The following is a 21,269-nucleotide window of genomic DNA, read 5'->3' on the forward strand; positions in this document are numbered from 1 at the left end:
ATGAGTGGACTGATCAACTGGCTTGAAATCCCCGTCGCCGACATGAACCGTGCCATCCGCTTCTACGAGCAGGTGTTCCAGACCAGCCTGAAGCGCGAGGCCATGCAGCAGGTCGACATGGCGGTGTTCGGCGAGATGGAACCCGGCGGCGCGCTGGTGGCGGGCGAGTCATACCGCCCCTCGGCCGACGGCTGCGTGCCTTACCTGCACGCCCCGGGGCTCGCCGGGCTGCTGGCGCGCGTGCAGGCCGCGGGCGGCAAGACCGTGTTCGGCCCGCTGCAGCTGCCTGGCGATATCGGCCATATCGCGCATATCATCGACAGCGAAGGCAACCGGATCGGCCTGCACCAGCCGCTGGCGGCCTGAGCAGGCTTGCCGGAAGATCCGCAGGCAGCCTGACCGTAGCCAACCCACCCGCCGCCCGAGACATGAACCAAGCCCGATGAGCCGCCGCGCCGACCGCCTTTTCCAGATCGTCCAGGTCCTGCGGGGGCGCCGCCTCACCACGGCGGCGCTGCTGGCGCAGCGGCTCGGCGTGTCCGAGCGCACGGTGTACCGGGACATCCAGGCGCTGTCGCTGTCGGGCGTGCCGGTCGAGGGCGAGGCGGGCATCGGCTACCGGCTGCGCGCGGACTACGACGTTCCCCCGCTGATGTTCACCGCCATGGAAGTCGAGGCGCTGGTGGCCGGACTGCGTCTGCTCAAGGCCTGGGGCGGTGGCGCGCTCGCCGCCGCGGCCGATCCGGCGCTCGAGAAACTGGTGGCGGCGCTGCCGCCGGCGCGGCGCCTCGCGGCGCAGCAAAGCCGCGTGTTCGCGCCCGAATTCGTCAACCACCCGCAGGTGCGCAGTGCCTTCGACGTGGTGCACGGCGCCATGAACGCGCAGCGCCTGCTGCACCTGGACTACACCGACGCGCAGCAGCGCGCCACCGACCGCGTGGTGCAGCCGCTGGGATTGTTCTTCTGGGGCAATAGCTGGCTGCTGGCGGCATGGTGCACCACGCGCACGGATTACCGCAGCTTCCGCCTGGACCGTTGCCGCAGCATCGTCATGCTCGACGAGCGCTTCCATGAAACTCCCGACCGCTCGCTCAACGGCTTCCTGCGGGCCGTGCAGGCCGGCGGCTGAGCCGGCGCGCGGGTCGGCCGATGCCGCAAGCGACAAGGGCGCAGCCGCGGCTGCGCCCTTGTCATGTCCGGCCGGGCCAGCGCTGGCCCGGTGCCTGCCTCAGGCCGCCTCGGCCAGCAGCTTATCGATGTCGCCCTTGATGTCCTCCGGCTTGGTGGTGGGCGCGTAGCGCTTGAACACCGTGCCGTCGCGGCGCAGCAGGAACTTGGTGAAGTTCCACTTGATGGCTTCCAGGCCCAGCACGCCGGGCTTCTCGGAGGTCAGCCAGCGATACAGCGGATGCGCGTTGGCGCCGTTGACGTCGATCTTGGCGAACATCGGGAAGGTGACGTGGAAACGCGCTTCGCAGAACTGGCCGATCTGCGTGGCGTCGCCCGGCTCCTGCTTGCCGAACTGGTTGCACGGAAAGCCCAGCACTTCCAGGCCGCCCTGCGCGTACTGCTCCTGCAGCGCCTGCAGGCCGGCGTACTGCGGCGTGAAACCGCACTCGCTGGCGGTATTGACGATCAGCAGCACCTTGCCGCTGAACCGGGACAGCGGCACCGGCTGTCCGGCAAGCGAGCTGGCTTCGAACTGATAGACGTTGCTCATGGCGGCTTCCTTGGTTGACTTGCTTGGCCTGGCGCGGCAGGTCAGATCACGTTGAGATGTTCGGTGCCGGCGCCAAGGTCGCTCTCGCGGGCCCGGCTGCCGTGCAGCTTGATCATCAGCCGCAGGTCGTTGAGCGAGTCGGCATTCTTCAGCGCATCTTCGTAGCTGATCTTGCCGGACTCGTAGAGATCGAACAGCGCCTGGTCGAACGAAACCATGCCTTGCTCGCGCGATTTCTTGATGACCTCCTTGAGCGCATGGATCTCGCCCTTGAAGATCAGGTCGGCCACCAGCGGCGTGCCGATCATGATTTCCACCGCCGGCACCCGGCCCTTCTGGCCCTGGCGCGGCAGCAGGCGCTGCGAGATCATCGCCTTCAGGTTGAGCGACAGGTCGATCAGCAACTGCTGGCGCTTTTCCTCGGGGAAGAAGTTGACGATACGGTCGATGGCCTGGTTGGCGTTGTTGGCGTGCAGCGTGGCCAGGCACAGGTGGCCGGTCTCGGCGTACTGCATGGCGTACTCCATGGTCTCGCGGTCGCGGATCTCGCCGATCAGGATCACGTCGGGCGCCTGGCGCAGCGTGTTCTTCAGCGCAATGTGCCAGGAATCCGTATCGATGCCCACCTCGCGCTGCGTGACGATGCAGTTCTGGTGCGCGTGCACGTATTCGATCGGGTCCTCGATGGTAATGATATGCCCGTACGAATGCGCGTTGCGGTGATCGAGCATGGCCGCCAGCGAGGTCGACTTGCCCGAGCCGGTGGCGCCGGTGACGATCACCAGGCCGCGCTTGGCCATCACGATTTCGTGCAGTGTCTGCGGCAGGTCGAGATCGCCCACCGACGGGATGCGCGTGTTGATGGTCCGTACCACCATGCCGGCCTTGCCCTGCTGGATGAAGGCGGAGACGCGGAAGCGCCCGGCGTTGGGCACCGAGATGGCGAAATTGCATTCGCGGCTGCCGTCGAACTCGGTGGTCTGGCGCTCGTTCATGATCGAGCGCACCAGGCCCAGGGCCTGGGCCGGGATCAGCGGCTGCTGCGAAACCGGCGTGATCTTGCCGTCGACCTTGATGGCCGGCGGGAAATCGGCGGTGATGAAGAGGTCCGAGCCGCGGTTGTTCACCATCAGCTCGAGCAGGTCATTGATGTACTTGGCAGCGGATTCGCGGTCGAGCATGGCGGTCACCTGGTTCGGGTGCGGTGTTGGTTCCGCGGTGGGCCTCAGCCCGCGAAGGAGTCGGGATTCTTGGCGATGGCGCGCGCGTCGTTGTAGCCGATCACGCCGCGCTTGATCAGGTCCGACAGGCACTGGTCCAGCGTCTGCATGCCCAGCCCGCTGCTGGTCTGCATCATCGAGTACATCTGCGCGATCTTGTTCTCGCGGATCAGGTGGCGGATGGCCGGCGTGGCGATCATGATCTCATGCGCGGCGGTACGGCCGTTGCCGTCGCGCGTCTTGAGCAGCGTCTGCGAAATCACCGCCTCGAGCGATTCGGACAACATGGTGCGCACCATGTCCTTTTCCTCSGGCGGGAACACGTCSACSACMCGGTCGATGGTCTTGGCSGCGGAGCTSGTGTGCAGCGTGGCGAACACCAGGTGTCCGGTTTCCGCGGCGGTCAGCGCCAGGCGAATGGTTTCCAGGTCGCGCAACTCACCCACCAGCACCACGTCCGGGTCTTCGCGCAGGGCCGAGCGCAGCGCGTTGGCGAACGAGTGCGTGTGCGGCCCCAGTTCGCGCTGGTTGATCAGGCTCTTCTTCGAGGTGTGCACGAATTCGATCGGGTCTTCCACCGTGAGGATGTGGCCCATGTCGTGATCGTTGCGGTGGTCCACCATCGCCGCCAGCGTGGTGGACTTGCCCGAGCCGGTGGGCCCGGTCACCAGCACCAGGCCGCGCGGCTTCATGCACAGGTCGGCGAACACCGCCGGCGTCTTGAGGTCCTCGAGCGTCAGTACCTTGGAAGGAATGGTCCGGAACACCGCGGCCGCGCCGCGCTGCGTGTTGTACGCGTTGACCCGGAAGCGGGAAAGGCCGGAAATCTCGAACGAGAAGTCGATCTCCAGGCGTTCTTCATATTGCTTGCGCTGGGTGTCGCCCATGATGTCGTACACCATGGCGTGGACATCCTTGTGCGCCATTGCGGCCACGTTGATGCGGCGCATGTCGCCGTGGATACGTACCATCGGCGGCATGTCTGCCGAGAGATGGAGATCGGACGCCTTGTTCTTGACGGCGAAAGCCAATAGCTGCGCGATGTCCATCTATAATGACCCCACCCTATTTTTGTCGTACTTTGTTGTACTTCTTGATATGTTCGCCGGATTATGTCTGTAATCGCCGCCAACTTGCAAGCCGTGCACCGGCGCGTCGCGGCAGCCGCACAACAGGCCGGACGGGCGGACGGTGACGTCAGCCTCCTGGCGGTTTCCAAGACCTTCCCCGCCGCCGCCGTGCAGGACGCCTTCGACGCCGGCCAGCGCGCCTTCGGCGAGAACTACGTGCAGGAAGGCGTGGACAAGATCGCCCGGCTGGCCGCCCTGCGCGACGCCATCTGCTGGCACTTCATCGGCCCCCTGCAAAGCAACAAGACACGCATCGTGGCCGAGCATTTCGACTGGGTCCATGCCATCGACCGCCTGCGCATCGCCGAGCGCCTGTCGGCGCAGCGTCCGGCCGCGCTGCCGCCGCTGCAGGTCTGCCTGCAGGTCAATATCAGCGGCGAAGCCAGCAAAAGCGGCGTGACGCCGGCAGAAGCGCCCGCGCTGGCGCACGCCGTGGCCGCACTGCCCGGGCTGCGGCTGCGCGGGCTGATGGCAATTCCCGAACCGGCCGGCGACATGGCCGCGCAGCGCCGTCCGTTCGCCGCCATGCGCGCGCTGCTGGGCGAGTTGCGCGCGCAGGGCCTGGACCTGGACACCCTGTCGATGGGCATGTCCGCCGACATGGACGCCGCCATCGCCGAAGGGGCCACCATCGTGCGCATCGGTACCGCCATCTTCGGCGCGCGCGACTATGGCGCGGCGGCCGGAACCGGCCATGCGGCCCCCGTCGCGCACGGCTGACCGCGCGCTCCCCAAAACGAACTCCAGCAAGAGACAAAGAAAACCCATGCTCGACACCCTCACCTTCGGCTTCCTCGGCGGCGGCAATATGGCGACTGCCCTGATCGGCGGCCTGATCGCCCGCGGCGTACCCGCCAGCTCGATCCGCGTGGTCGATCCCTTCGAGGATGCCCAGGCGCGCCTGCGGCGCGACCACGGCGTGCATGCGTCCGGCACGCCCGACGCCGCCTTCGGCGCCAGCGACGTACTGGTGCTCGCGGTCAAGCCGCAGCAGTTCCACGCAGCGGCGGCATCGCTGGCGCCGCATCTCGCCGACAACCTGATCGTCAGCGTGGCCGCCGGCATCCGCCTGTCCGACATGCAGCGCTGGTTCGGCGGCCACCAGCGCCTGGTGCGCGCCATGCCGAACACCCCGGCGCTGGCCGGCATGGGCATGACCGGCCTGGCCGCGGCACCCGGGCTGGGCGAACGCGACCGCGAGATCGCCGGCGCGCTGGCCAGTGCGGTGGGCAAATGCGAATGGGTGGCGGACGACGCCCGGATCGACGCCGTCACGGCGATTTCCGGCAGCGGCCCGGCCTATGTCTTCTATTTCATCGAGGCGATGGAAAAGGCGGCCGCCGAACTCGGCCTGACGCCCGAGCAGGGGCGTGCGCTGGCGGTGGAGACCTTCCGCGGCGCCGCCGCGCTGGCGGCGCAGTCGGACGAGCCGGTCAGCCTGCTGCGCGAGCGCGTGACATCGAAGGGCGGCACGACCTACGCGGCGCTCACCGCAATGCAGGACGCCGGCATCGGCGAGTCCTTCGTGAAGGCCATGCATGCGGCGGCGGCACGCGCCACCGAAATGGGCGCGGAGTTCGGCAAGGACTGAACGGGAGCATAGCCCCCGGAGCCGAAACGAAGCCGGCGAGATGCGCCCGCACCGGCGGCGCTGCCCGCTGTCCTGGTGCCCGCCGTCCTGGCACCCGCTGCCCTGGCGCCCTCTCCCGCAGGCGGGAGAGGGGAGCAAACCATCGGGATATGCGCCGCTCGAAGGCCCGGCCAGGCCACGCCTTCAACGAATCGCGTAGGCCACCGCCGTCCCGGCGAACACGCACGCGCCCAGCCAGTTGTTGTGCCGGAACGCGGCAAAGCACTGCATGCGGTCCCGGCCGCGGATCAGCGTGTAGTGATAGACCGCGCAGCCGGCCGCGGCCGCCAGGCCCGCCCAGTAGGGCCAGCCGAGCCCGAACCGCGCGCCCGCCCATCCCATCAGGCCGAGAAAGGCCGCGTAGCACAGCATGATGGCAGCCACGTCGTAGCGGCCGAAGGTGATCGCCGAGGTCTTCATGCCGAGCAGCAGGTCATCGTCGCGGTCCACCATCGCATACGCGGTGTCGTAGGCGACGGCCCAGAACACATTGGCCAGCAGCATGATCCACGCCGCCGCGGGCACCTCGCCCTGCACGGCGGCGAACGCCATCGGGATGCCGAAGCCGAAGGCAATGCCGAGATAGGCCTGCGGGATGGCGAAGAAGCGCTTGAAGAAGGGATAGGTGGCCGCGATAAAGGCGGCCGCCACCGCCAGCCACTTGGTCAGCGCATTGAGCGGCAGGATCAGCATGAAAGCCAGCAAGGCCAGCACCACCGCCACCGCGATGGCTTCCCACGCCTTGATCTTGCCGGCCGTGAGCGGACGCTCCCTGGTGCGCTTGACGTGCTTGTCGAAGTCGCGGTCGGCCCAGTCGTTCATGGCGCAGCCGGCGGAGCGCATCAGGAAGGTGCCGGCGAAAAAGATCCAGAACAGGCTCCACGCCGGCGGGCCGCCCGCGGCCATCCAGAGCGCCCATAGCGTGGGCCAGAGCAGCAGCAGCGTGCCGATGGGCTTGTCGATGCGCACGAGGCGCGCGTACAGGGCGAGGCGTTCGAACATGGCAGAGGCCCGCGATGCGGACTGCGGACAGGGGAATGCGGGGTCCCGGACAGCGGGACATGAAACGGAAACGCGCCGCGACCCGGTCAGGGCGCGGCGCGCGGGGCACGGTGCCGTCAGCTGGCGCCGGAGGGGCGCGCGCACGACACCGGGACGGCGCTCAGGCCAGCATCGAGCGCAGCATCCATGCGGTCTTTTCGTGCGTCTGCATGCGCTGGGTCAGCAGGTCGGCCGAGGGTTCGTCGCCGGCCGCGTCGATCACCGGGAACAGCGAGCGCGCGGTGCGCACCACGGCTTCCTGGCCTTCGACCAGCTTGCGGATCATGTCGGTGGCTTCGGGCACGCCCTCTTCCTCGGCGATCGACGACAGGCGGGCGTACTCCTTGTAGGTGCCCGGTGCCGGGTAGCCCAGCGCGCGGATGCGCTCCGCGATGGAGTCCACGGCCAGCGCCAGCTCGGTGTACTGCGCCTCGAACATCAGGTGCAGCGTGTTGAACATCGGACCCGTCACGTTCCAGTGAAAGTTATGGGTCTTGAGATAGAGCGTGTAGGTATCCGCCAGCAGCTTCGAGAGGCCTTCCGCGATTTTCTTGCGCTCTTTGTCGGAAATGCCGATGTTCACGCTCATCTCATTCTTCTTTGCCATGATAGGTACGCTCCAATCTGGGGTGGCCACGATAACTGCCGCGCCATGCAACGCGGCACAACCCGCACATTATCGCATCACCCGCCGAAGGCCGACAAACCGGCCAGCAAACCCCGCGCGGCATTGAAGAGCACCGCGGCCGCGCCCAGCGCGATCACCGCCATGCCGATTTCCTTGCGCCACAGCTTGCGTTGCAGGCGCGCGGCATCGGCGTGGCCGGCGCGGTCGTGCGCATCATGCCGCAGTTGCTGCAGCTCGCTGACGAACATATCGATCATGGCCATGATGGTCCTCCTTGCCTTGGGTTGCCGCGCTGCGCCGGCGCCATCCGGGGCGCCGGCGCGGACGCGGTTTACTTCAGGTCGAGTGCGCGCCTGACGCCTTCCGCGTAGGCCGGATCGGCCTTGGCGAAGTGCTCCAGCTGCACGCGCACGATCTCTTCGGGCACGCCCCGCATCGCGGCCGCGATATTCGAATACAGGCGCTGGCGCTGCGCCTCGTCGAACAGGCGGAACAGGGCACCTGGCTGGCTGTAGTAGTCGCTGTCCTCGCGGTGGTCGAAGCGGTCCGCGTCCCCGCCCACGGCCAGCGGCGGCTCGGCCGCGCGCTCGCTGGCGGCATAGGCGCCCTGGCGGTTCGGCTCGTAGTTGATCTTGGCGCCCTGGTTGCCGTCCACCCGCATCGCGCCGTCGCGGTGGAAGCTGTTGACCGACGGGTTGCGCGGCGCGTTGACCGGGATCTGGTTGTGGTTCACGCCCAGGCGATAGCGCTGCGTGTCACCGTACGAGAACAGCCGGCCCTGCAGCATCTTGTCGGGCGAGAAGCTGATGCCGGGCACCACGTTGGCGGGATTCATCGCCACCTGCTCCACTTCGGCGAAGTAGTTGTCCGGGTTGCGGTTGAGCTCCAGCACGCCGACGTCGATCAGCGGGTAGTCCTTGTGCGGCCACACCTTGGTGAGATCGAACGGGTTGAGGTGGTACTTGGCGGCGTCGGCCTCCGGCATGACCTGCACGCGCACGTTCCAGCGCGGGAAGTTGCCGCGCTCGATGTTCTCGAACAGGTCGCGCTGCGCGCTCTCGCGATCGCCCGCGACTACCTTGGCCGCCTCTTCATTGGTCCAGTTGGCGATGCCCTGCGCCGACTTGAAGTGGAACTTGACCCAGAAGCGCTCGTTCGCGGCGTTGATGAACGAATACGTGTGCGAGCCGAAGCCGTGGATCTGGCGATAGTTCTGCGGCAGGCCGCGGTCGCTCATCAGGATGGTGACCTGGTGCAGCGACTCCGGATGGCGCGACCAGAAGTCCCACACGGCGATCGGGTCGCGCAGGTTGGTGCGCGGGTTGCGTTTCTGCGTATGGATGAAGTCGGGGAACTTGAGCGGGTCGCGCACGAAGAACACCGGCGTGTTGTTGCCCACCACGTCCCAGTTGCCTTCGTCCGTGTAGAACTTGATCGAGAAGCCGCGCACGTCGCGCTCGGCGTCGGCCGCGCCGCGCTCGCCGGCCACGGTGGAAAAGCGGATGAAGATCGGCGTCTGCTTGCCTGTCTGGGCGAATACCGAGGCCTTGCTGTACTTGCTGATGTCGTGCGTGACGGTGAAGGTACCGTGGGCACCGGAGCCCTTGGCGTGCACGCGCCGCTCGGGAATGACCTCGCGGTCGAAGTGCGCGAGTTTCTCGAGGAACCACACATCCTGCAGCAACATGGGACCGCGCGGGCCCGCGGTCAACGAGTTCTGGTTGTCGGCAACCGGCGCGCCCGCGCCAGTGGTGAGAACATCCTTGTCCTTGCTCATCATGCCMTCTTCTTGTGGGTGATCGGGTGATTGGGTGATCTGGAATCCTGGCTGGGGCGGGCTCTGCATGGCCGCTGGCTAATTTCAGTACACCGCGGCGCAACAGGCAAGGCAATCGGCCACGCAGCCTGCCAGCGCGCGCAGGATGCTGCCCGTTGTGGTGGATCGGATGCCTTCCATCCAGGACTCCTCTGAGTGACCGGCACGTAATGTGTCGATGCAGGAAGTCTAAGGTCGATCTATCAAGTTTGGAATTTAATAATTTCTAACTATGAAATAGACGTCACCTATGTCGGCCGGCAGGTTCGGCCAGCGCACGCAGGGAATGCGCGGGAAATAGAAGGGGGATGGAGGGAGGGAAAGGAGGGGCAGGAGGGGCAGGACAGGCGGGCAGGACCACCCGCCCGGAAGGACAGGCCGCTCAGGCGGCCTCGGCCAGCTCCTTGGCGGCCAGCATGCTGACGCCAGGCAGCGCGCACGCGGCCACGGCGCGGCGCAGCGCCTCCATGGCGGGAAGGCGCGTAAAGCTCTTGCGCCAGGCCAGCACCACGCGCCGGTCGGGCACGGGGTCGGTGAACGGCACATAGGCCAGCAGGTCGTTCTTGCCCGGCCTCAGGTCGGCGACCGAGGTGCGCGGCAGCACGGTGATGCCGACACCGCTGGCCACCATGTGACGGATGGTTTCCAGCGAGGAGCCCTCGAAGGTCTTCTGGATGCCGTCGGCCGCCTGCGAGAAGCGCGACAGCTCCGGGCATACGCCCAGCACCTGGTCGCGGAAGCAATGGCCGCTACCCAGCAGCAGCATGGTCTGCTGCTTGAGCTCGTCGGGATCGACCTTGCCGGCCGATTCCAGCTGGTGCCCGCGCGGCACCGCCACCACGAAGGGTTCGTCGTACAGGGGCTGCACGGTCAGGCCGGAATCGGCGAACGGCTCGGCCATGATGGCGCAGTCGATCTCGCCCTGCTTGAGCAGCTCGATCAGCTTGACCGTGTAGTTCTCCTGCAGCATCAGCGGCATCTGCGGCACGGTCTGGATCATTTCCTTGACCAGCGAAGGCAGCAGGTAGGGCCCGATCGTGTAGATCACCCCCAGGCGCAGCGGCCCGGCCAGCGGGTCCTTGCCCTGCTTGGCGATCTCGCGGATGGCCATGGTCTGCTCCAGCACGCGCTGGGCCTGCGCCACGATCTGCTCGCCGATGGGCGTCACCGAGACCTCGGAGGTCCCGCGCTCGAAAATCTGCACATTGAGCTCGTCTTCCAGCTTCTTGATGGCGACCGACAAGGTCGGCTGCGATACGAAGCAGGCTTCCGCGGCCCGGCCGAAATGGCGCTCACGCGCCACGGCGACGATGTACTTGAGTTCGGTGAGCGTCATGACTTATCAATTCCCGTTAGGCGATAGATTTTACCTTCGATTCACGGTTCTGTCAGAGCCAGGATCAATGCGGCGCGCACGATACCCCGGCCCGGAACATGACGTGCAGGCTGCGGCACTTGTCGCCGCCGGAGGCCTCAAGCCTTGAGGAAATGCTCGCGCCCGCCGAGCCAGCGCAGCAGGTGCGCCTCCACGGCTTCGGGGTAGCGCGCCAGCATCAGTTCGGCAGCCTCCTGCGCGTAGTCGACCAGCCAGGCATCGGTTTCCAGGTCGGCGAAGCGCAGCATCGCCTCGCCGGACTGGCGCGCGCCGAGGAACTCGCCGGGGCCGCGGATCTGCAGGTCGCGCCGGGCGATCTCGAAGCCATCCGTGGTCTCGCGCATGGTGGCCAGGCGCTCCTTCGCCGTGGGCGACAGCGGCGCCTGGTACATCAGCAGGCAGACCGATTCCGCACTCCCCCGCCCGACCCGGCCGCGCAACTGGTGCAGCTGCGCCAGGCCGAAGCGCTCGGCATGCTCGATCACCATCAGCGAGGCGTTGGGCACGTCCACCCCGACCTCGATCACCGTGGTGGCGACCAGCACTTGCAGCCGGTTGGCGATGAAATCGCCCATCACCGCGGCCTTCTCCGCCGGCGGCAGCCGGCCATGCACCAGCCCCACCTTGAGCTCGGGCAGCGCCGCGACCAGGGTTTCGTAGGTCTCCACGGCAGTCTGCAGCTGCAGCGCCTCGCTCTCCTCGATCAGCGGGCAGACCCAGTAGATCTGGCGGCCGTCGGCGGCGGCATGATGCACGCGCTCGATCACCTCGTCGCGGCGCRCATCGTTGACCAGCCGCGTGACCACCGGGCTGCGCCCGGGCGGCAGTTCATCGATCACCGAAACGTCGAGATCGGCGTAGTAGGTCATGGCCAGCGTGCGCGGGATCGGCGTGGCCGACATCATCAGCTGGTGCGGCACGGTTTCGGCGGGCGCGCCGCCGCGTGCGGCCGGCACGGCCTCGCCGCCATCGGCGTCGGCCTTGCCGCGCAGCGCCAGCCGCTGCGCCACGCCGAAGCGGTGCTGCTCGTCCACCACCGACAAGCCCAGCCGCGCGAATTTCACGCTGTCCTGGATCAGGGCGTGGGTGCCGATGACCAGCCTGGCCTCGCCCGATTCGACCCGCGCCGCGGCCTCGCGCTTGGCGCGCGCCTTGAGGCTGCCGGCCAGCCATACCACCGTCACGCCGAGCGGCTCCAGCCAGGCGGAGAGCTTGCGGAAGTGCTGCTCGGCCAGGATTTCGGTAGGCGCCATCAGCGCGGCCTGGTAGCCGGCATCGATGGCCTGGCAGGCCGCCAGTGCGGCGACGATGGTCTTGCCGCTGCCGACGTCGCCCTGCAGCAGGCGGTGCATCGGGTGCGGCGCGCCCATGTCGGTGGCGATTTCCTCGACCACGCGCTGCTGCGCGCCGGTGAGCTTGAACGGCAGCGCGGCCAGGAAGCCCGTCAGCAGCCCGCCGGCGCGGCGCGGCATGGGCGGCGCGCTCTTGTCGCGCCGCGCGGCCTGCGAACGCTTGAGCGAAAGCTGCTGGGCCAGCAGCTCGTCGAACTTGATGCGCTGCCAGGCGGGGTGCGAACGCTCGGTCAGCGCGGCTTCGTCCACCTCCTGCGGCGGCGCGTGCAGCAGGCGCAGGCACTCCGGCAGCGGCCGCAGCTTGAGCTGGGCCAGGGGTCCTTGCAGCACCGGGTGCGGCAGGGTCTCGGGCAGCGGCGTGCGCCCCAGCGCGCCGCCGATGGCTTTGCGCAGGTAGGTCTGCGGAATGCCGGCGGTGCTCGGATAGACCGGCGTGAGGCGGTCCGGCAGCGGCTCGCCGGGCGCTACCGTGCGCACCGTGGGGTGCACCATCTCCGCGCCGAAGAAGCCGCCGCGCACCTCGCCGCGCACGCGCAGGCTGGCGCCCTCGGCCATCTGCTGGGCCTGGTTGCCGTAGAAATTCAGGAAGCGCAGCGTCAGCTCGCCGCTGTCGTCGGCGATCTTCACCACCATCTGGCGGCGCGGGCGGAAGGTGACCTCGTTGGAGGCGACCACGCCCTCGACCTGCGCCGTCAGGCCCAGCCCGGCGCGCCGGATCGCCTCGGCGATCGGCTGCAGCGAGGTCTCGTCCTCGTAGCGCATGGGCAGGTGCAGCACCAGGTCGACATCGCGCTTGAGGCCGAGCTTGTGCAGGCGCGCCATGGCCGAGGATGGCTTGCCCGCCGCGCCGCCCTTGGCCGCCGCGGCCTTGCCGGGGCGCGCCGGCTTGCCCGCGGCCGGCGCCGGGCTGTCGGCGGTTTCCTGGATCGGGTCGGGAGCGGTTCCTGGCATCGGGCGGCAGTGTTGTGGCGAGTAAGCGTGTGGTGTCGGATACCTGCCGCGGCAGGGTGACGCAAGCGGTCGCCAGGGGCCGCGAGGGGCCGCGAAGGACCGGCAAATAGGCGATATCATGCGCGCCCGGGCGGCGCTGCCGCCCCAAGCCTTACAATACCGGATTCGCCGATTGTACCTATGCCGGCCGCGCCACTGCGCGGCCCGCTGCCGTTTTTGCCCCCCATGATGCTGACGTTGTCCGATTTCGATTTCCCGCTCCCGCCAGAACTGATCGCGCAGACCGCCCTGCCCGAGCGCGCCGCCAGCCGGCTGCTGGTGGTGGAGACCGAGGCGCAGACGGGTGTCACGCGCATGGCGGACCGCGTCTTTGCCGATGTGGCGGACTACCTGCGCCCGTCCGACCTGCTGGTGTTCAACGACACGCGCGTGATCAAGGCACGCTTTTTCGGCCAGAAGGGCAGCGGCGGCAAGGTCGAGGTGCTGGTCGAGCGCGTGCTGGACACCGATACCGTGCTGGCCCAGGTGCGCGCGTCCAAGACGCCGCCCGAGGGCAGCCGGATCCGCCTGGCGGATGCCTTCGAGGTCACCGTGGGCCCGCGCGTGGACCAGTTCTTCACGCTGCGCTTCCCCGCGCCGGCGCTGGACCTGATCGAGCAGTACGGCCGCCTGCCGCTGCCGCCCTATATCACCCACGACCCCGACGCCTACGACGAAACCCGCTACCAGACCGTCTACGCGCGCAATCCCGGCGCCGTGGCCGCGCCCACCGCCGGCCTGCATTTCGACGACGCCCTGTTCGCGCGGCTCGATGCGCTCGGCGTGCGGCGCGGCTTCCTGACCTTGCACGTGGGCGCCGGCACCTTCCAGCCGGTGCGCACCGAGAACCTGGCCGAGCACAAGATGCACGCCGAGTGGTACGAGATCTCCGGGGAACTGGCCCAGGCCGTGCGCGACACGCGCGCCGCCGGCGGCCGGGTGATCGCGGTCGGCACCACCTCGCTGCGCGCGCTGGAATCGGCCGGCGCGGCCGACGGCACGCTGGCCGCCGGCCGCGGCGATACCGACATCTTCATCACGCCCGGCTACCGCTTCCGCGTGGTCGACGCGCTCATCACCAACTTCCACCTGCCCAAGTCGACCCTGCTGATGCTGGTATCGGCGCTGGCCGGCGTGGAGCCCATCCGCGCCGCCTACCGCCATGCGGTGGAACAGCGCTACCGCTTCTTCAGCTACGGCGACGCCATGCTGCTCACGCGCCAGCCGCAGCCCTGAGCGCGCCGCGCCAGCCAGAAACCGCTTCCAAGATACCCGCCATGCTCGACTTCGAACTGCTCACCACCGACGGCAACGCCCGCCGCGGCCGCGTCACCCTCAACCACGGCGTGGTCGAGACCCCGATCTTCATGCCGGTCGGCACCTACGGCTCGGTCAAGGCGATGTCGCCGCTCGAGCTCAACGAGATCGGCTCGCAGATCATCCTGGGCAACACCTTCCACCTGTGGCTGCGCCCCGGCCTGGAAGTGGTCGAGAGCCACGGCGGCCTGCACCGCTTCATGGGCTGGGACAAGCCGATCCTGACCGATTCGGGCGGCTTCCAAGTGTTCTCGCTGGGCGCGCTGCGCAAGATCACCGAGGATGGCGTGACCTTCGCCTCGCCCGTCAACGGCGACAAGCTGTTCCTCTCGCCCGAGATCTCGATGCAGATCCAGCGCACGCTGAATTCCGACATCGTCATGCAGTTCGACGAGTGCACGCCGTACGAGATCGACAACCGCCCGGCCACGCACGCCGAGGCGGCCACCTCGATGCGCATGAGCCTGCGCTGGGCCAAGCGCTCGATCGACGAATTCAACCGCCTGGCCAACCCCAACGCGCTGTTCGGCATCGTCCAGGGCGGCATGTTCGAGGACCTGCGCGACGAGTCGCTCGCCGGCCTGTCCGAGCTGGACTTCCACGGCTACGCCATCGGCGGGCTGTCGGTGGGCGAGCCCAAGGAAGACATGATGCGGGTGCTGGAGCACGTGGCGCCGCGCCTGCCGGCGCACAAGCCGCATTACCTGATGGGCGTGGGCACGCCCGAGGACCTGGTGGCGGGCGTGGCCGCCGGCGTCGACATGTTCGACTGCGTGATGCCGACCCGCAATGCCCGCAACGGCTGGCTGTTCACGCGCTTCGGCGACGTCAAGATCAAGAACGCGGTCCACCGCAGCGACACCCGCCCGCTGGACGAAAGCTGCGGCTGCTATACCTGCCGCAATTTCTCGCGCGCCTACCTGCATCACCTGCACCGCGTCGGCGAGATCCTGGGCGCGCGCCTGAACACCATCCACAACCTGCACTACTACCTGCAGCTGATGGCAGAGATGCGCGAGGCCATCGAGCAGCACCGCTTCGAAGCCTTCCGGGCGCGCTTTGCCGCGGACCGCGCGCGCGGAGCGCAGTAGAGGCCACCCGGGTCCCGTGAACTTTCCGCCGGGCGGCGGTCGAACAGCGGGGTCCGGCGTGTCCAGGCGGCTCGCAAGGCGCCCCGAACAAACCCGTAAACCCCTGCAAATGCCCCGATCGGGCGTGCAATGCGGTTGCAAGCGGGTGGTAGAATGATCGACTAACTGATTGACTTTGTGACGGAGAAGCGACGTGCTGATTTCTAACGCATTTGCCCAGACTGCCGGTGTAACCGGTGGCGCGGCGGGTGGCCTGATGAGTTTCCTGCCCATCATCCTGATGTTCGCGGTGCTGTGGTTCATCATGATCCGCCCGCAGATGAAGCGCCAGAAGGAATCGAAGGCAATGCTGGAAGCCCTGGCCAAGAACGATGAAGTCGTCACCGCCGGCGGCATCCTTGGCCGCGTGACCAAGGTGAACGAGCAGTACGTGACCGTCGAGATCGCAGCCGGCACCGAAATCACCGTGCAGAAGAGCGCCGTGACCACCGTGCTGCCCAAGGGCTCGCTGAAGTCGCTCTGAGCATCGCGCCGCAGGCAGCGCGCCCTTTGCGCTGCCGCCCTGCTGCCGCTTCGCTGCCTTCTCGCCGGCTTATTTCGCCCTTCCCGGCACGCCTTTAGCGCGCGTGCCCCCGCAGCCGCCTGATCCAGCCCGGGGTTGCCCGTGGATGCCAGGCGGCTGTTTGCCAACCGGTGCGGCGGTGCCGATCTCCCGCTGACGATACCGTCGAACGGTACGCTCGGCCCCGCCAACCGCAGAACGACTGGCCAAAGATGAATCGTTATCCGCTTTGGAAATACCTCGTGATCCTGGTGGCGCTGGCCATCGGCATCACCTATACGCTGCCGAACTTCTTCGGCGAGGCGCCTGCCGTGCAGGTTTCCTCCGCCAAGGCCACGGTCAAGGTCGACCTGGCCACGCAGAAGCAGATCGAGCAGATCCTGGCGCAGAACAGCCTGCAGCCCGACGGCATGTTCTTCGACGTCAACGGCCAGTCCGGCTCGGTCAAGGCACGCTTTCGCACGCCCGACGAGCAGCTCAAGGCCAAGGACGTCCTGACGCGCGCGCTCAACCCGGATGCCAATGACGCCACCTATGTGGTGGCGCTGAACCTGCTGTCGGGCTCGCCGCGCTGGCTGACCGCCATGCACGCGCTGCCGATGTACCTGGGCCTGGACCTGCGCGGCGGCGTGCACTTCCTGCTGCAGGTGGACATGAAGGGCGCGGTCGACAAGAAACTCGACAGCCTGGCCGGCGACGCGCGCACCCTGCTGCGCGACAAGGGCATCCGCCACGGCGGCATCGACCGCGACGGCGAGCGCCTGACGGTGCGCTTCAACAATGCCGACGACGCTGCCAAGGCGCGTGGCATCCTTGCCGACAACCTGCGCGAACTGGCCTTCGCGCCGGACGGCAACAATATCTCCGGCGTGTTCACCGACGCCGCGCGCAAGGCCGTGCAGGACTCGGCGGTCAAGCAGAACATCACCACCCTGCACAACCGGGTCAACGAACTCGGCGTGGCCGAACCGGTGATCCAGCAGCAAGGCGCCGACCGCATCGTGGTGCAGCTGCCTGGCGTGCAGGACACCGCCAAGGCCAAGGACATCATCGGCCGCACCGCCACGCTGGAAGCCCGCCTGGCCGATCCCGACGCGCCGCGCGCGCCGCGCCCGGGCGACCCGATCCCGTTCGGCAGCGAGCTGTTCACGCAAGGCAACGGCGCCCCGGTGGTGCTCAAGAAGCAGGTCATCTTCACCGGCGACCGCATCGAGAGCGCCTCGGCGGGCTTCGACCACAACCAGCGCCCCTCGGTCAATATCAAGCTCGATGCCCAGGGCGGGCGCGTGCTGCGCGACGTATCGCGCGAGAACATCGGCAAGCCGATGGGCATCGTGCTGTTCGAGAAGGGCAAGGGCGAAGTGCTGACGGTGGCGACGATCCAGTCCGAACTGGGCTCGAGCTTCCAGATCACCGGCTCGTACTCCACCGAAGCCGCCAACGACCTGGCCCTGCTGCTGCGCGCCGGCTCGCTGGCCGCGCCGATGGAAATCATCGAAGAGCGCACCATCGGCCCRTCGCTGGGCGCGGACAACATCAAGAAGGGCTTTGACTCGGTGGCCTACGGCTTCAGCGCCATCGCCATCTTCATGGTGCTGTACTACATGCTGTTCGGCGTGTTCTCGGTGGCCGCGCTGGCCATCAACCTGCTGCTGCTGGTGGCGGTGCTGTCGATGCTGCAGGCCACGCTGACCCTGCCGGGCATCGCCGCTATCGCGCTGGTGCTGGGCATGGCCATCGACGCCAACGTGCTGATCAACGAGCGCATCCGCGAAGAGCTGCGCGCGGGCGCTTCGCCGCAGGTCGCCATCGCCACCGGCTTCGACCGCGCCTGGGCCACCATCCTTGACTCGAACGTGACCACGCTGATCGCCGGCCTGGCGCTGCTGGCCTTCGGTTCGGGCCCGGTGCGCGGCTTTGCCGTGGTCCACTGCCTGGGCATCCTGACCTCGATGTTCTCGGCGGTGTTCTTCAACCGCGGCCTGGTCAACCTCTGGTACGGCCGCAAGAAGAAGCTGCAGAGCGTGGCGATCGGCCAGATCTGGAAGCCGGGCTCGGACAGCCAGGGCACCGTCACCAAGTAAGCATCGGGACAGCATCAAGGCGGCCGCGCCAGGCGCGCGGCCGCCAAACAGCACAAGAACGGCAGCAAGGGCTGCCGTACAGAACAGGATTCAACATGGAATTCTTCCGCATCCGGCGCGACATTCCGTTCATGAAGCACGCGTTGGTCTTCAACGTGATTTCCTTCCTGACGTTTGCCGCGGCCGTGTTCTTCCTCTGGCACAAGGGCCTGCACCTGTCGATCGAGTTCACCGGCGGCACGGTGATGGAGGTCAACTACCAGCAGACCGCCGATCTCGAGAAGATCCGTGGCCAGGTCGGCAAGCTCGGCTATACCGACGTGCAGGTGCAGAACTTCGGCACCTCGCGCGACGTGATGATCCGCCTGCCGCTGCAGAAGGGCCCGGACGGCAAGCCCGTCACCTCGGCCCAGCAGAGCGAGCAGGTCATGGGCGCGCTGCAGGCCGCCACGCCTGAAGTCAAGCTGCAGCGCGTGGAATTCGTCGGCCCGCAGGTGGGCAAGGAACTGGCCACCGACGGCCTGCTGGCGCTGCTGTGCGTGGTGGCCGGCATCGTGATCTACCTGTCGTTCCGCTTCGAATGGAAGTTCGCGGTGGCGGGCATCATCGCCAACCTGCACGACGTGGTGATCATCCTCGGCTTCTTCGCCTTCTTCCAGTGGGAGTTCTCGCTGTCGGTGCTGGCGGYGATCCTGGMGGTGCTGGGCTACTCGGTCAACGAGTCGGTGGTGATCTTCGACCGGATCCGCGAGAACTTCCGCAAGTACCGCAAGATGAGCACGCACGAGATCATCGACAACGCGATCACCAGTACCATCTCGCGGACCATCATCACCCACGGCTCGACCGAAATGATGGTGTTGTCGATGTTCTTCTTCGGCGGYCCSACSCTSCAYTACTTCGCGCTGGCSCTGACSGTSGGTATCCTGTTCGGCATCTACTCCTCGGTGTTCGTCGCCGCGGCGCTGGCCATGTGGTTCGGCGTCAAGCGCGAGGACCTGGTCAAGGGCGAGAAGAAGCCGGGCGAAATCGACCGCGACGACCCGAACTACGGCGCGCAGGCCTGACGGCCCCGGGCCTGGCTCGCGACCATGAAAAATGGGCACCTCCGGGTGCCCATTTTCTTGCCCTGCCGCCTGCGCGGCGCGGCACTGCCCGGATCAGAACTGCTCGATCCACACCGCAAGGCGGTCCGTCGAGAATTCCGTCGTGCGCGCGGCAACGCGGCAGACGATGACATCGCCCTCGCGCGCGGCCTTGAGCGCGCCGCCCGCCTCTTCCAGCCATAGCAGCCCGGCAAGCCAGACGGCGTGCTGCGCCGAGACTTCCTTCTTGACCGGCTCGCCGAGGTATTCGGCCAGCGCAGCAGGCCGGGTCCAGACCAGCGCATCGCCATCGCGGCGCACCGCCGCGGCGCCTTCGCCCGTGGACGGTACTTCAGCCAGCACGTCGGCCAGCACCGTGACTGCGTCGCCTGCGCCGCGCCCGGCAAAGCGCGTGCGCAGCGCGGCGAGCTGCGCCGCCACCGCGAAGCCGAAGCCACCGCTGCGCCGGCTTTCCGCCGCCACCAGATCAGCGTAGTCCATCAGCAGCCAGTCCGGCTCGGGGTTCTGCACGCCGGCCAATGCGGCCGATGCCAGGTAGGTCTCGACCGGCTGGAAGCGATCCGTGCCGATCAGGCTGGCCACCAGTGCGCGCACCAGCCCCACGCGCGTGGCGACGGTCTGCTTCTGCAGCACGCTCAGCTTCTCGCGCACGAGCTGGTCGCGCTCCTTGCGCAGGCCCGCCATCTCGAGCGCCTGCTTGAGCTCCATGCGCAGTGCGGTGATGTCCCACGGCTTCTTGATGTAGCGATGGATCTGGCCTTCGTTGACGGCCGCGACGGTATGCTCGATCTCCGAATAGGCAGTGGTCAGGATACGCACGATATGCGGGTAGCGCTCGCGCGCGTAGCGCAGCAGCTCGTTGCCGTATTCGCCCGGCATGCGCTGGTCGGAAACCAGCACCGCCAGGCTGTCGGCGTGCGCATCCAGCAGCGCCTTGCCTTCTTCAACCGAGCCGCCGGTCACGACTGGCGCCAGGGCGCCGATGGCACGCTGGAAATACTTGACCGCCGTGGCTTCGTCATCGACGAACAGAATCGCCGGTGATGGTGCCTGCGTGGCATTCGGTTCGTTCATCGATCACTCCTATGCATTCGACTCTTTGTATTGGGGAAATCCAGCGTTACGGTGGTACCGGCCCCGGCCATCGATTCGATCCGGATACCGCCACCGAAAGACTGCATCACACGGTTGCAGAAAATCATGCCCAGGCCATTGCCACCGGTGCTCGCGTGGGTAGTAACCGGGTCCACCAGAAGGCGCCCCATCACCTCCGGCGGGATGCCCGGGCCGTTGTCGCAAATACGGATCGCGGCCTCGGGCTCGGCCGTCACCACGAAACGCAGCGAAGGCCCGTCGATGCCGTCGAGCGCACGCAGCGCATTGGACAGCAGCGACGACAGCACCAGCGCCACGCWGTTGGGCAACGTGCGCACGGCAAAATCTTCTTGCAGTTCAACCTGCACCCACTCCCGCTGCGCTCCCGCAAACGGGTAGGTATCGAGCAACGCGGCGATCAGCCCGCCGGCGGTCACTTCACGGCTGGCGGTGGCCTGCGTGCTCGGCCGGCTGCCGCTGCTGCGCACCGACTGCAGGAACGACGAGATCACCGCCAGGCAATACTGTGCGTTGTCGTGCATCGCGCTGGCCGCCTGGCCGATCTCGGTCTGGCGCTGCGGATTGTATTCCGCCACGATCCGGCTTTCGATACCGCGCGCAAAATTTGCGATCGCCGCCAGCGGCGTGTTGAGTTCGTGCGCCAGGAAGGCCAGCGTCTCGTCGATGGCCATCAGGCGCTGGTGGCGCATCGAGCGTTCGCGATAGCGCTCCGCCGCCATGCGCAGCGCGTCGCGCACCTGGCTGAGCCCGAGCGGCTTCTCCAGGATTCGGAAGACCTCGCCGGTATTGACCGTCTGCAGCAGCATGTCCTTGTCGRCATAGGCCGTCACCAGCATGCGCACGATCTGCGGATATTCGAGCGCGATCTGGCGCAGCAGGTCGCCGCCGTCGCGCCCGGGCATGCGGAAGTCCGTCACCAGCACCGCCACGCGCGCGCCCTCGCGGCGCAGGATGCCGATCGCCTCGTCCGCGCCGCTGGCGACCAGCACCTCGTACTCCGCACCGACCGCGCGGGCAAAATACTTGCATGCCATCTCTTCGTCATCGACGTAGAGCACGGTAAGCCGGGGTTGCCTGGCGTCGCTCATGGC

At 67.5% G+C, this 21,269-nt stretch carries 20 protein-coding genes; 9 read left to right on the plus strand and 11 right to left on the minus strand.

From position 1 onward, the window contains the following. Together AC1DK4_RS27130 and AC1DK4_RS27135 are read left to right on the plus strand one after the other, a co-directional pair. The gene (locus AC1DK4_RS27130) at window positions 1–366 is read left to right on the plus strand and encodes a VOC family protein (RefSeq protein ID WP_441618461.1); all 366 of its coding nucleotides are present in this window, start codon (window positions 1–3) and stop codon (window positions 364–366) included. Window positions 367–442: 76 nt separating this feature from the next. Further along, the gene (locus tag AC1DK4_RS27135) at window positions 443–1,129 is read left to right on the plus strand and encodes a helix-turn-helix transcriptional regulator (protein ID WP_441618459.1); all 687 of its coding nucleotides are present in this window, start codon (window positions 443–445) and stop codon (window positions 1,127–1,129) included. A 99-nt stretch (window positions 1,130–1,228) separates the two neighbouring features. Here the strand turns inward: AC1DK4_RS27135 and AC1DK4_RS27140 are convergent, their stop codons facing one another. From AC1DK4_RS27140 to AC1DK4_RS27150, 3 genes are read right to left on the minus strand one after another with little or no spacing between them, the layout of a single operon-like run. Continuing rightward, complete coding sequence (locus AC1DK4_RS27140) at window positions 1,229–1,720, minus strand: glutathione peroxidase (protein WP_441618457.1); 492 nt, start codon at window positions 1,718–1,720, stop codon at window positions 1,229–1,231. 41 nt (window positions 1,721–1,761) lie between these two features. After that, window positions 1,762–2,901, minus strand: a complete 1,140-nt coding sequence (locus AC1DK4_RS27145) for a PilT/PilU family type 4a pilus ATPase (protein WP_441618455.1) — start codon at window positions 2,899–2,901, stop codon at window positions 1,762–1,764. Window positions 2,902–2,945: 44 nt separating this feature from the next. Beyond that, a complete protein-coding gene (locus AC1DK4_RS27150; protein WP_441618453.1) occupies window positions 2,946–3,989 on the minus strand; it encodes a type IV pilus twitching motility protein PilT in 1,044 nt (347 codons plus the stop codon). A 63-nt stretch (window positions 3,990–4,052) separates the two neighbouring features. Here AC1DK4_RS27150 and AC1DK4_RS27155 point away from each other — a divergent pair, with 63 nt between their 5' ends. Together AC1DK4_RS27155 and proC are read left to right on the plus strand one after the other, a co-directional pair. Then, window positions 4,053–4,790 carry a YggS family pyridoxal phosphate-dependent enzyme gene (locus AC1DK4_RS27155; protein ID WP_441618451.1) on the plus strand — a complete coding sequence of 246 codons (738 nt, stop codon included), beginning with the start codon at window positions 4,053–4,055 and terminating at the stop codon, window positions 4,788–4,790. Window positions 4,791–4,836: 46 nt separating this feature from the next. Then, complete coding sequence (proC, locus tag AC1DK4_RS27160; RefSeq protein WP_441618449.1) at window positions 4,837–5,661, plus strand: pyrroline-5-carboxylate reductase; 825 nt, start codon at window positions 4,837–4,839, stop codon at window positions 5,659–5,661. Window positions 5,662–5,844: 183 nt separating this feature from the next. Here proC and ubiA read toward each other — a convergent pair whose 3' ends face one another. The 6 genes from ubiA to recG form a co-directional block, all read right to left on the minus strand. Beyond that, window positions 5,845–6,702, minus strand: a complete 858-nt coding sequence (gene ubiA / locus AC1DK4_RS27165; RefSeq protein WP_441618447.1) for a 4-hydroxybenzoate octaprenyltransferase — start codon at window positions 6,700–6,702, stop codon at window positions 5,845–5,847. Window positions 6,703–6,862: 160 nt separating this feature from the next. Beyond that, window positions 6,863–7,348 (minus strand): Dps family protein, encoded by a 486-nt coding sequence (locus AC1DK4_RS27170; protein ID WP_441618445.1) that lies wholly within the window; start codon window positions 7,346–7,348, stop codon window positions 6,863–6,865. Between the two features lie 77 nt (window positions 7,349–7,425). Then, the gene (locus AC1DK4_RS27175) at window positions 7,426–7,632 is read right to left on the minus strand and encodes a hypothetical protein (protein WP_441618443.1); all 207 of its coding nucleotides are present in this window, start codon (window positions 7,630–7,632) and stop codon (window positions 7,426–7,428) included. A 68-nt stretch (window positions 7,633–7,700) separates the two neighbouring features. Further along, window positions 7,701–9,146 (minus strand): catalase, encoded by a 1,446-nt coding sequence (locus AC1DK4_RS27180; RefSeq protein WP_441618720.1) that lies wholly within the window; start codon window positions 9,144–9,146, stop codon window positions 7,701–7,703. 421 nt (window positions 9,147–9,567) lie between these two features. Continuing rightward, window positions 9,568–10,521 carry a LysR substrate-binding domain-containing protein gene (locus AC1DK4_RS27185; RefSeq protein ID WP_441618441.1) on the minus strand — a complete coding sequence of 318 codons (954 nt, stop codon included), beginning with the start codon at window positions 10,519–10,521 and terminating at the stop codon, window positions 9,568–9,570. 137 nt (window positions 10,522–10,658) lie between these two features. Then, complete coding sequence (gene recG / locus AC1DK4_RS27190; protein ID WP_477131891.1) at window positions 10,659–12,863, minus strand: ATP-dependent DNA helicase RecG; 2,205 nt, start codon at window positions 12,861–12,863, stop codon at window positions 10,659–10,661. 228 nt (window positions 12,864–13,091) lie between these two features. Here recG and queA point away from each other — a divergent pair, with 228 nt between their 5' ends. The 5 genes from queA (at window position 13,092) to secF (ending at window position 19,023) form a co-directional block, all read left to right on the plus strand. After that, on the plus strand, window positions 13,092–14,138 hold the full coding sequence (gene queA / locus AC1DK4_RS27195; RefSeq protein ID WP_441618718.1) for a tRNA preQ1(34) S-adenosylmethionine ribosyltransferase-isomerase QueA: 1,047 nt from the start codon (window positions 13,092–13,094) through the stop codon (window positions 14,136–14,138). 41 nt (window positions 14,139–14,179) lie between these two features. Next, on the plus strand, window positions 14,180–15,310 hold the full coding sequence (gene tgt, locus AC1DK4_RS27200; RefSeq protein WP_441618437.1) for a tRNA guanosine(34) transglycosylase Tgt: 1,131 nt from the start codon (window positions 14,180–14,182) through the stop codon (window positions 15,308–15,310). A 193-nt stretch (window positions 15,311–15,503) separates the two neighbouring features. Further along, window positions 15,504–15,833 (plus strand): preprotein translocase subunit YajC, encoded by a 330-nt coding sequence (yajC, locus tag AC1DK4_RS27205; RefSeq protein ID WP_006157582.1) that lies wholly within the window; start codon window positions 15,504–15,506, stop codon window positions 15,831–15,833. A gap of 251 nt (window positions 15,834–16,084) precedes the next feature. Beyond that, window positions 16,085–17,956: a protein translocase subunit SecD gene (gene secD / locus AC1DK4_RS27210; protein WP_441618434.1), complete on the plus strand. Its 1,872-nt coding sequence runs from the start codon at window positions 16,085–16,087 to the stop codon at window positions 17,954–17,956. Between the two features lie 95 nt (window positions 17,957–18,051). Next, window positions 18,052–19,023: a protein translocase subunit SecF gene (gene secF / locus AC1DK4_RS27215; RefSeq protein WP_477131892.1), complete on the plus strand. Its 972-nt coding sequence runs from the start codon at window positions 18,052–18,054 to the stop codon at window positions 19,021–19,023. Between the two features lie 93 nt (window positions 19,024–19,116). Here the strand turns inward: secF and AC1DK4_RS27220 are convergent, their stop codons facing one another. Together AC1DK4_RS27220 and AC1DK4_RS27225 are read right to left on the minus strand one after the other, a co-directional pair. Beyond that, window positions 19,117–20,136: a response regulator gene (locus AC1DK4_RS27220; protein ID WP_441618430.1), complete on the minus strand. Its 1,020-nt coding sequence runs from the start codon at window positions 20,134–20,136 to the stop codon at window positions 19,117–19,119. Next, window positions 20,133–21,266, minus strand: coding sequence for a hybrid sensor histidine kinase/response regulator (locus AC1DK4_RS27225; protein ID WP_477131893.1), 1,134 nt, complete (start codon window positions 21,264–21,266; stop codon window positions 20,133–20,135). The genes AC1DK4_RS27220 and AC1DK4_RS27225 overlap by 4 nt, the downstream gene beginning before the upstream one ends. Window positions 21,267–21,269: the final 3 nt, after the last annotated feature.

This window comes from Cupriavidus sp. 05N38, assembly GCF_056397345.1.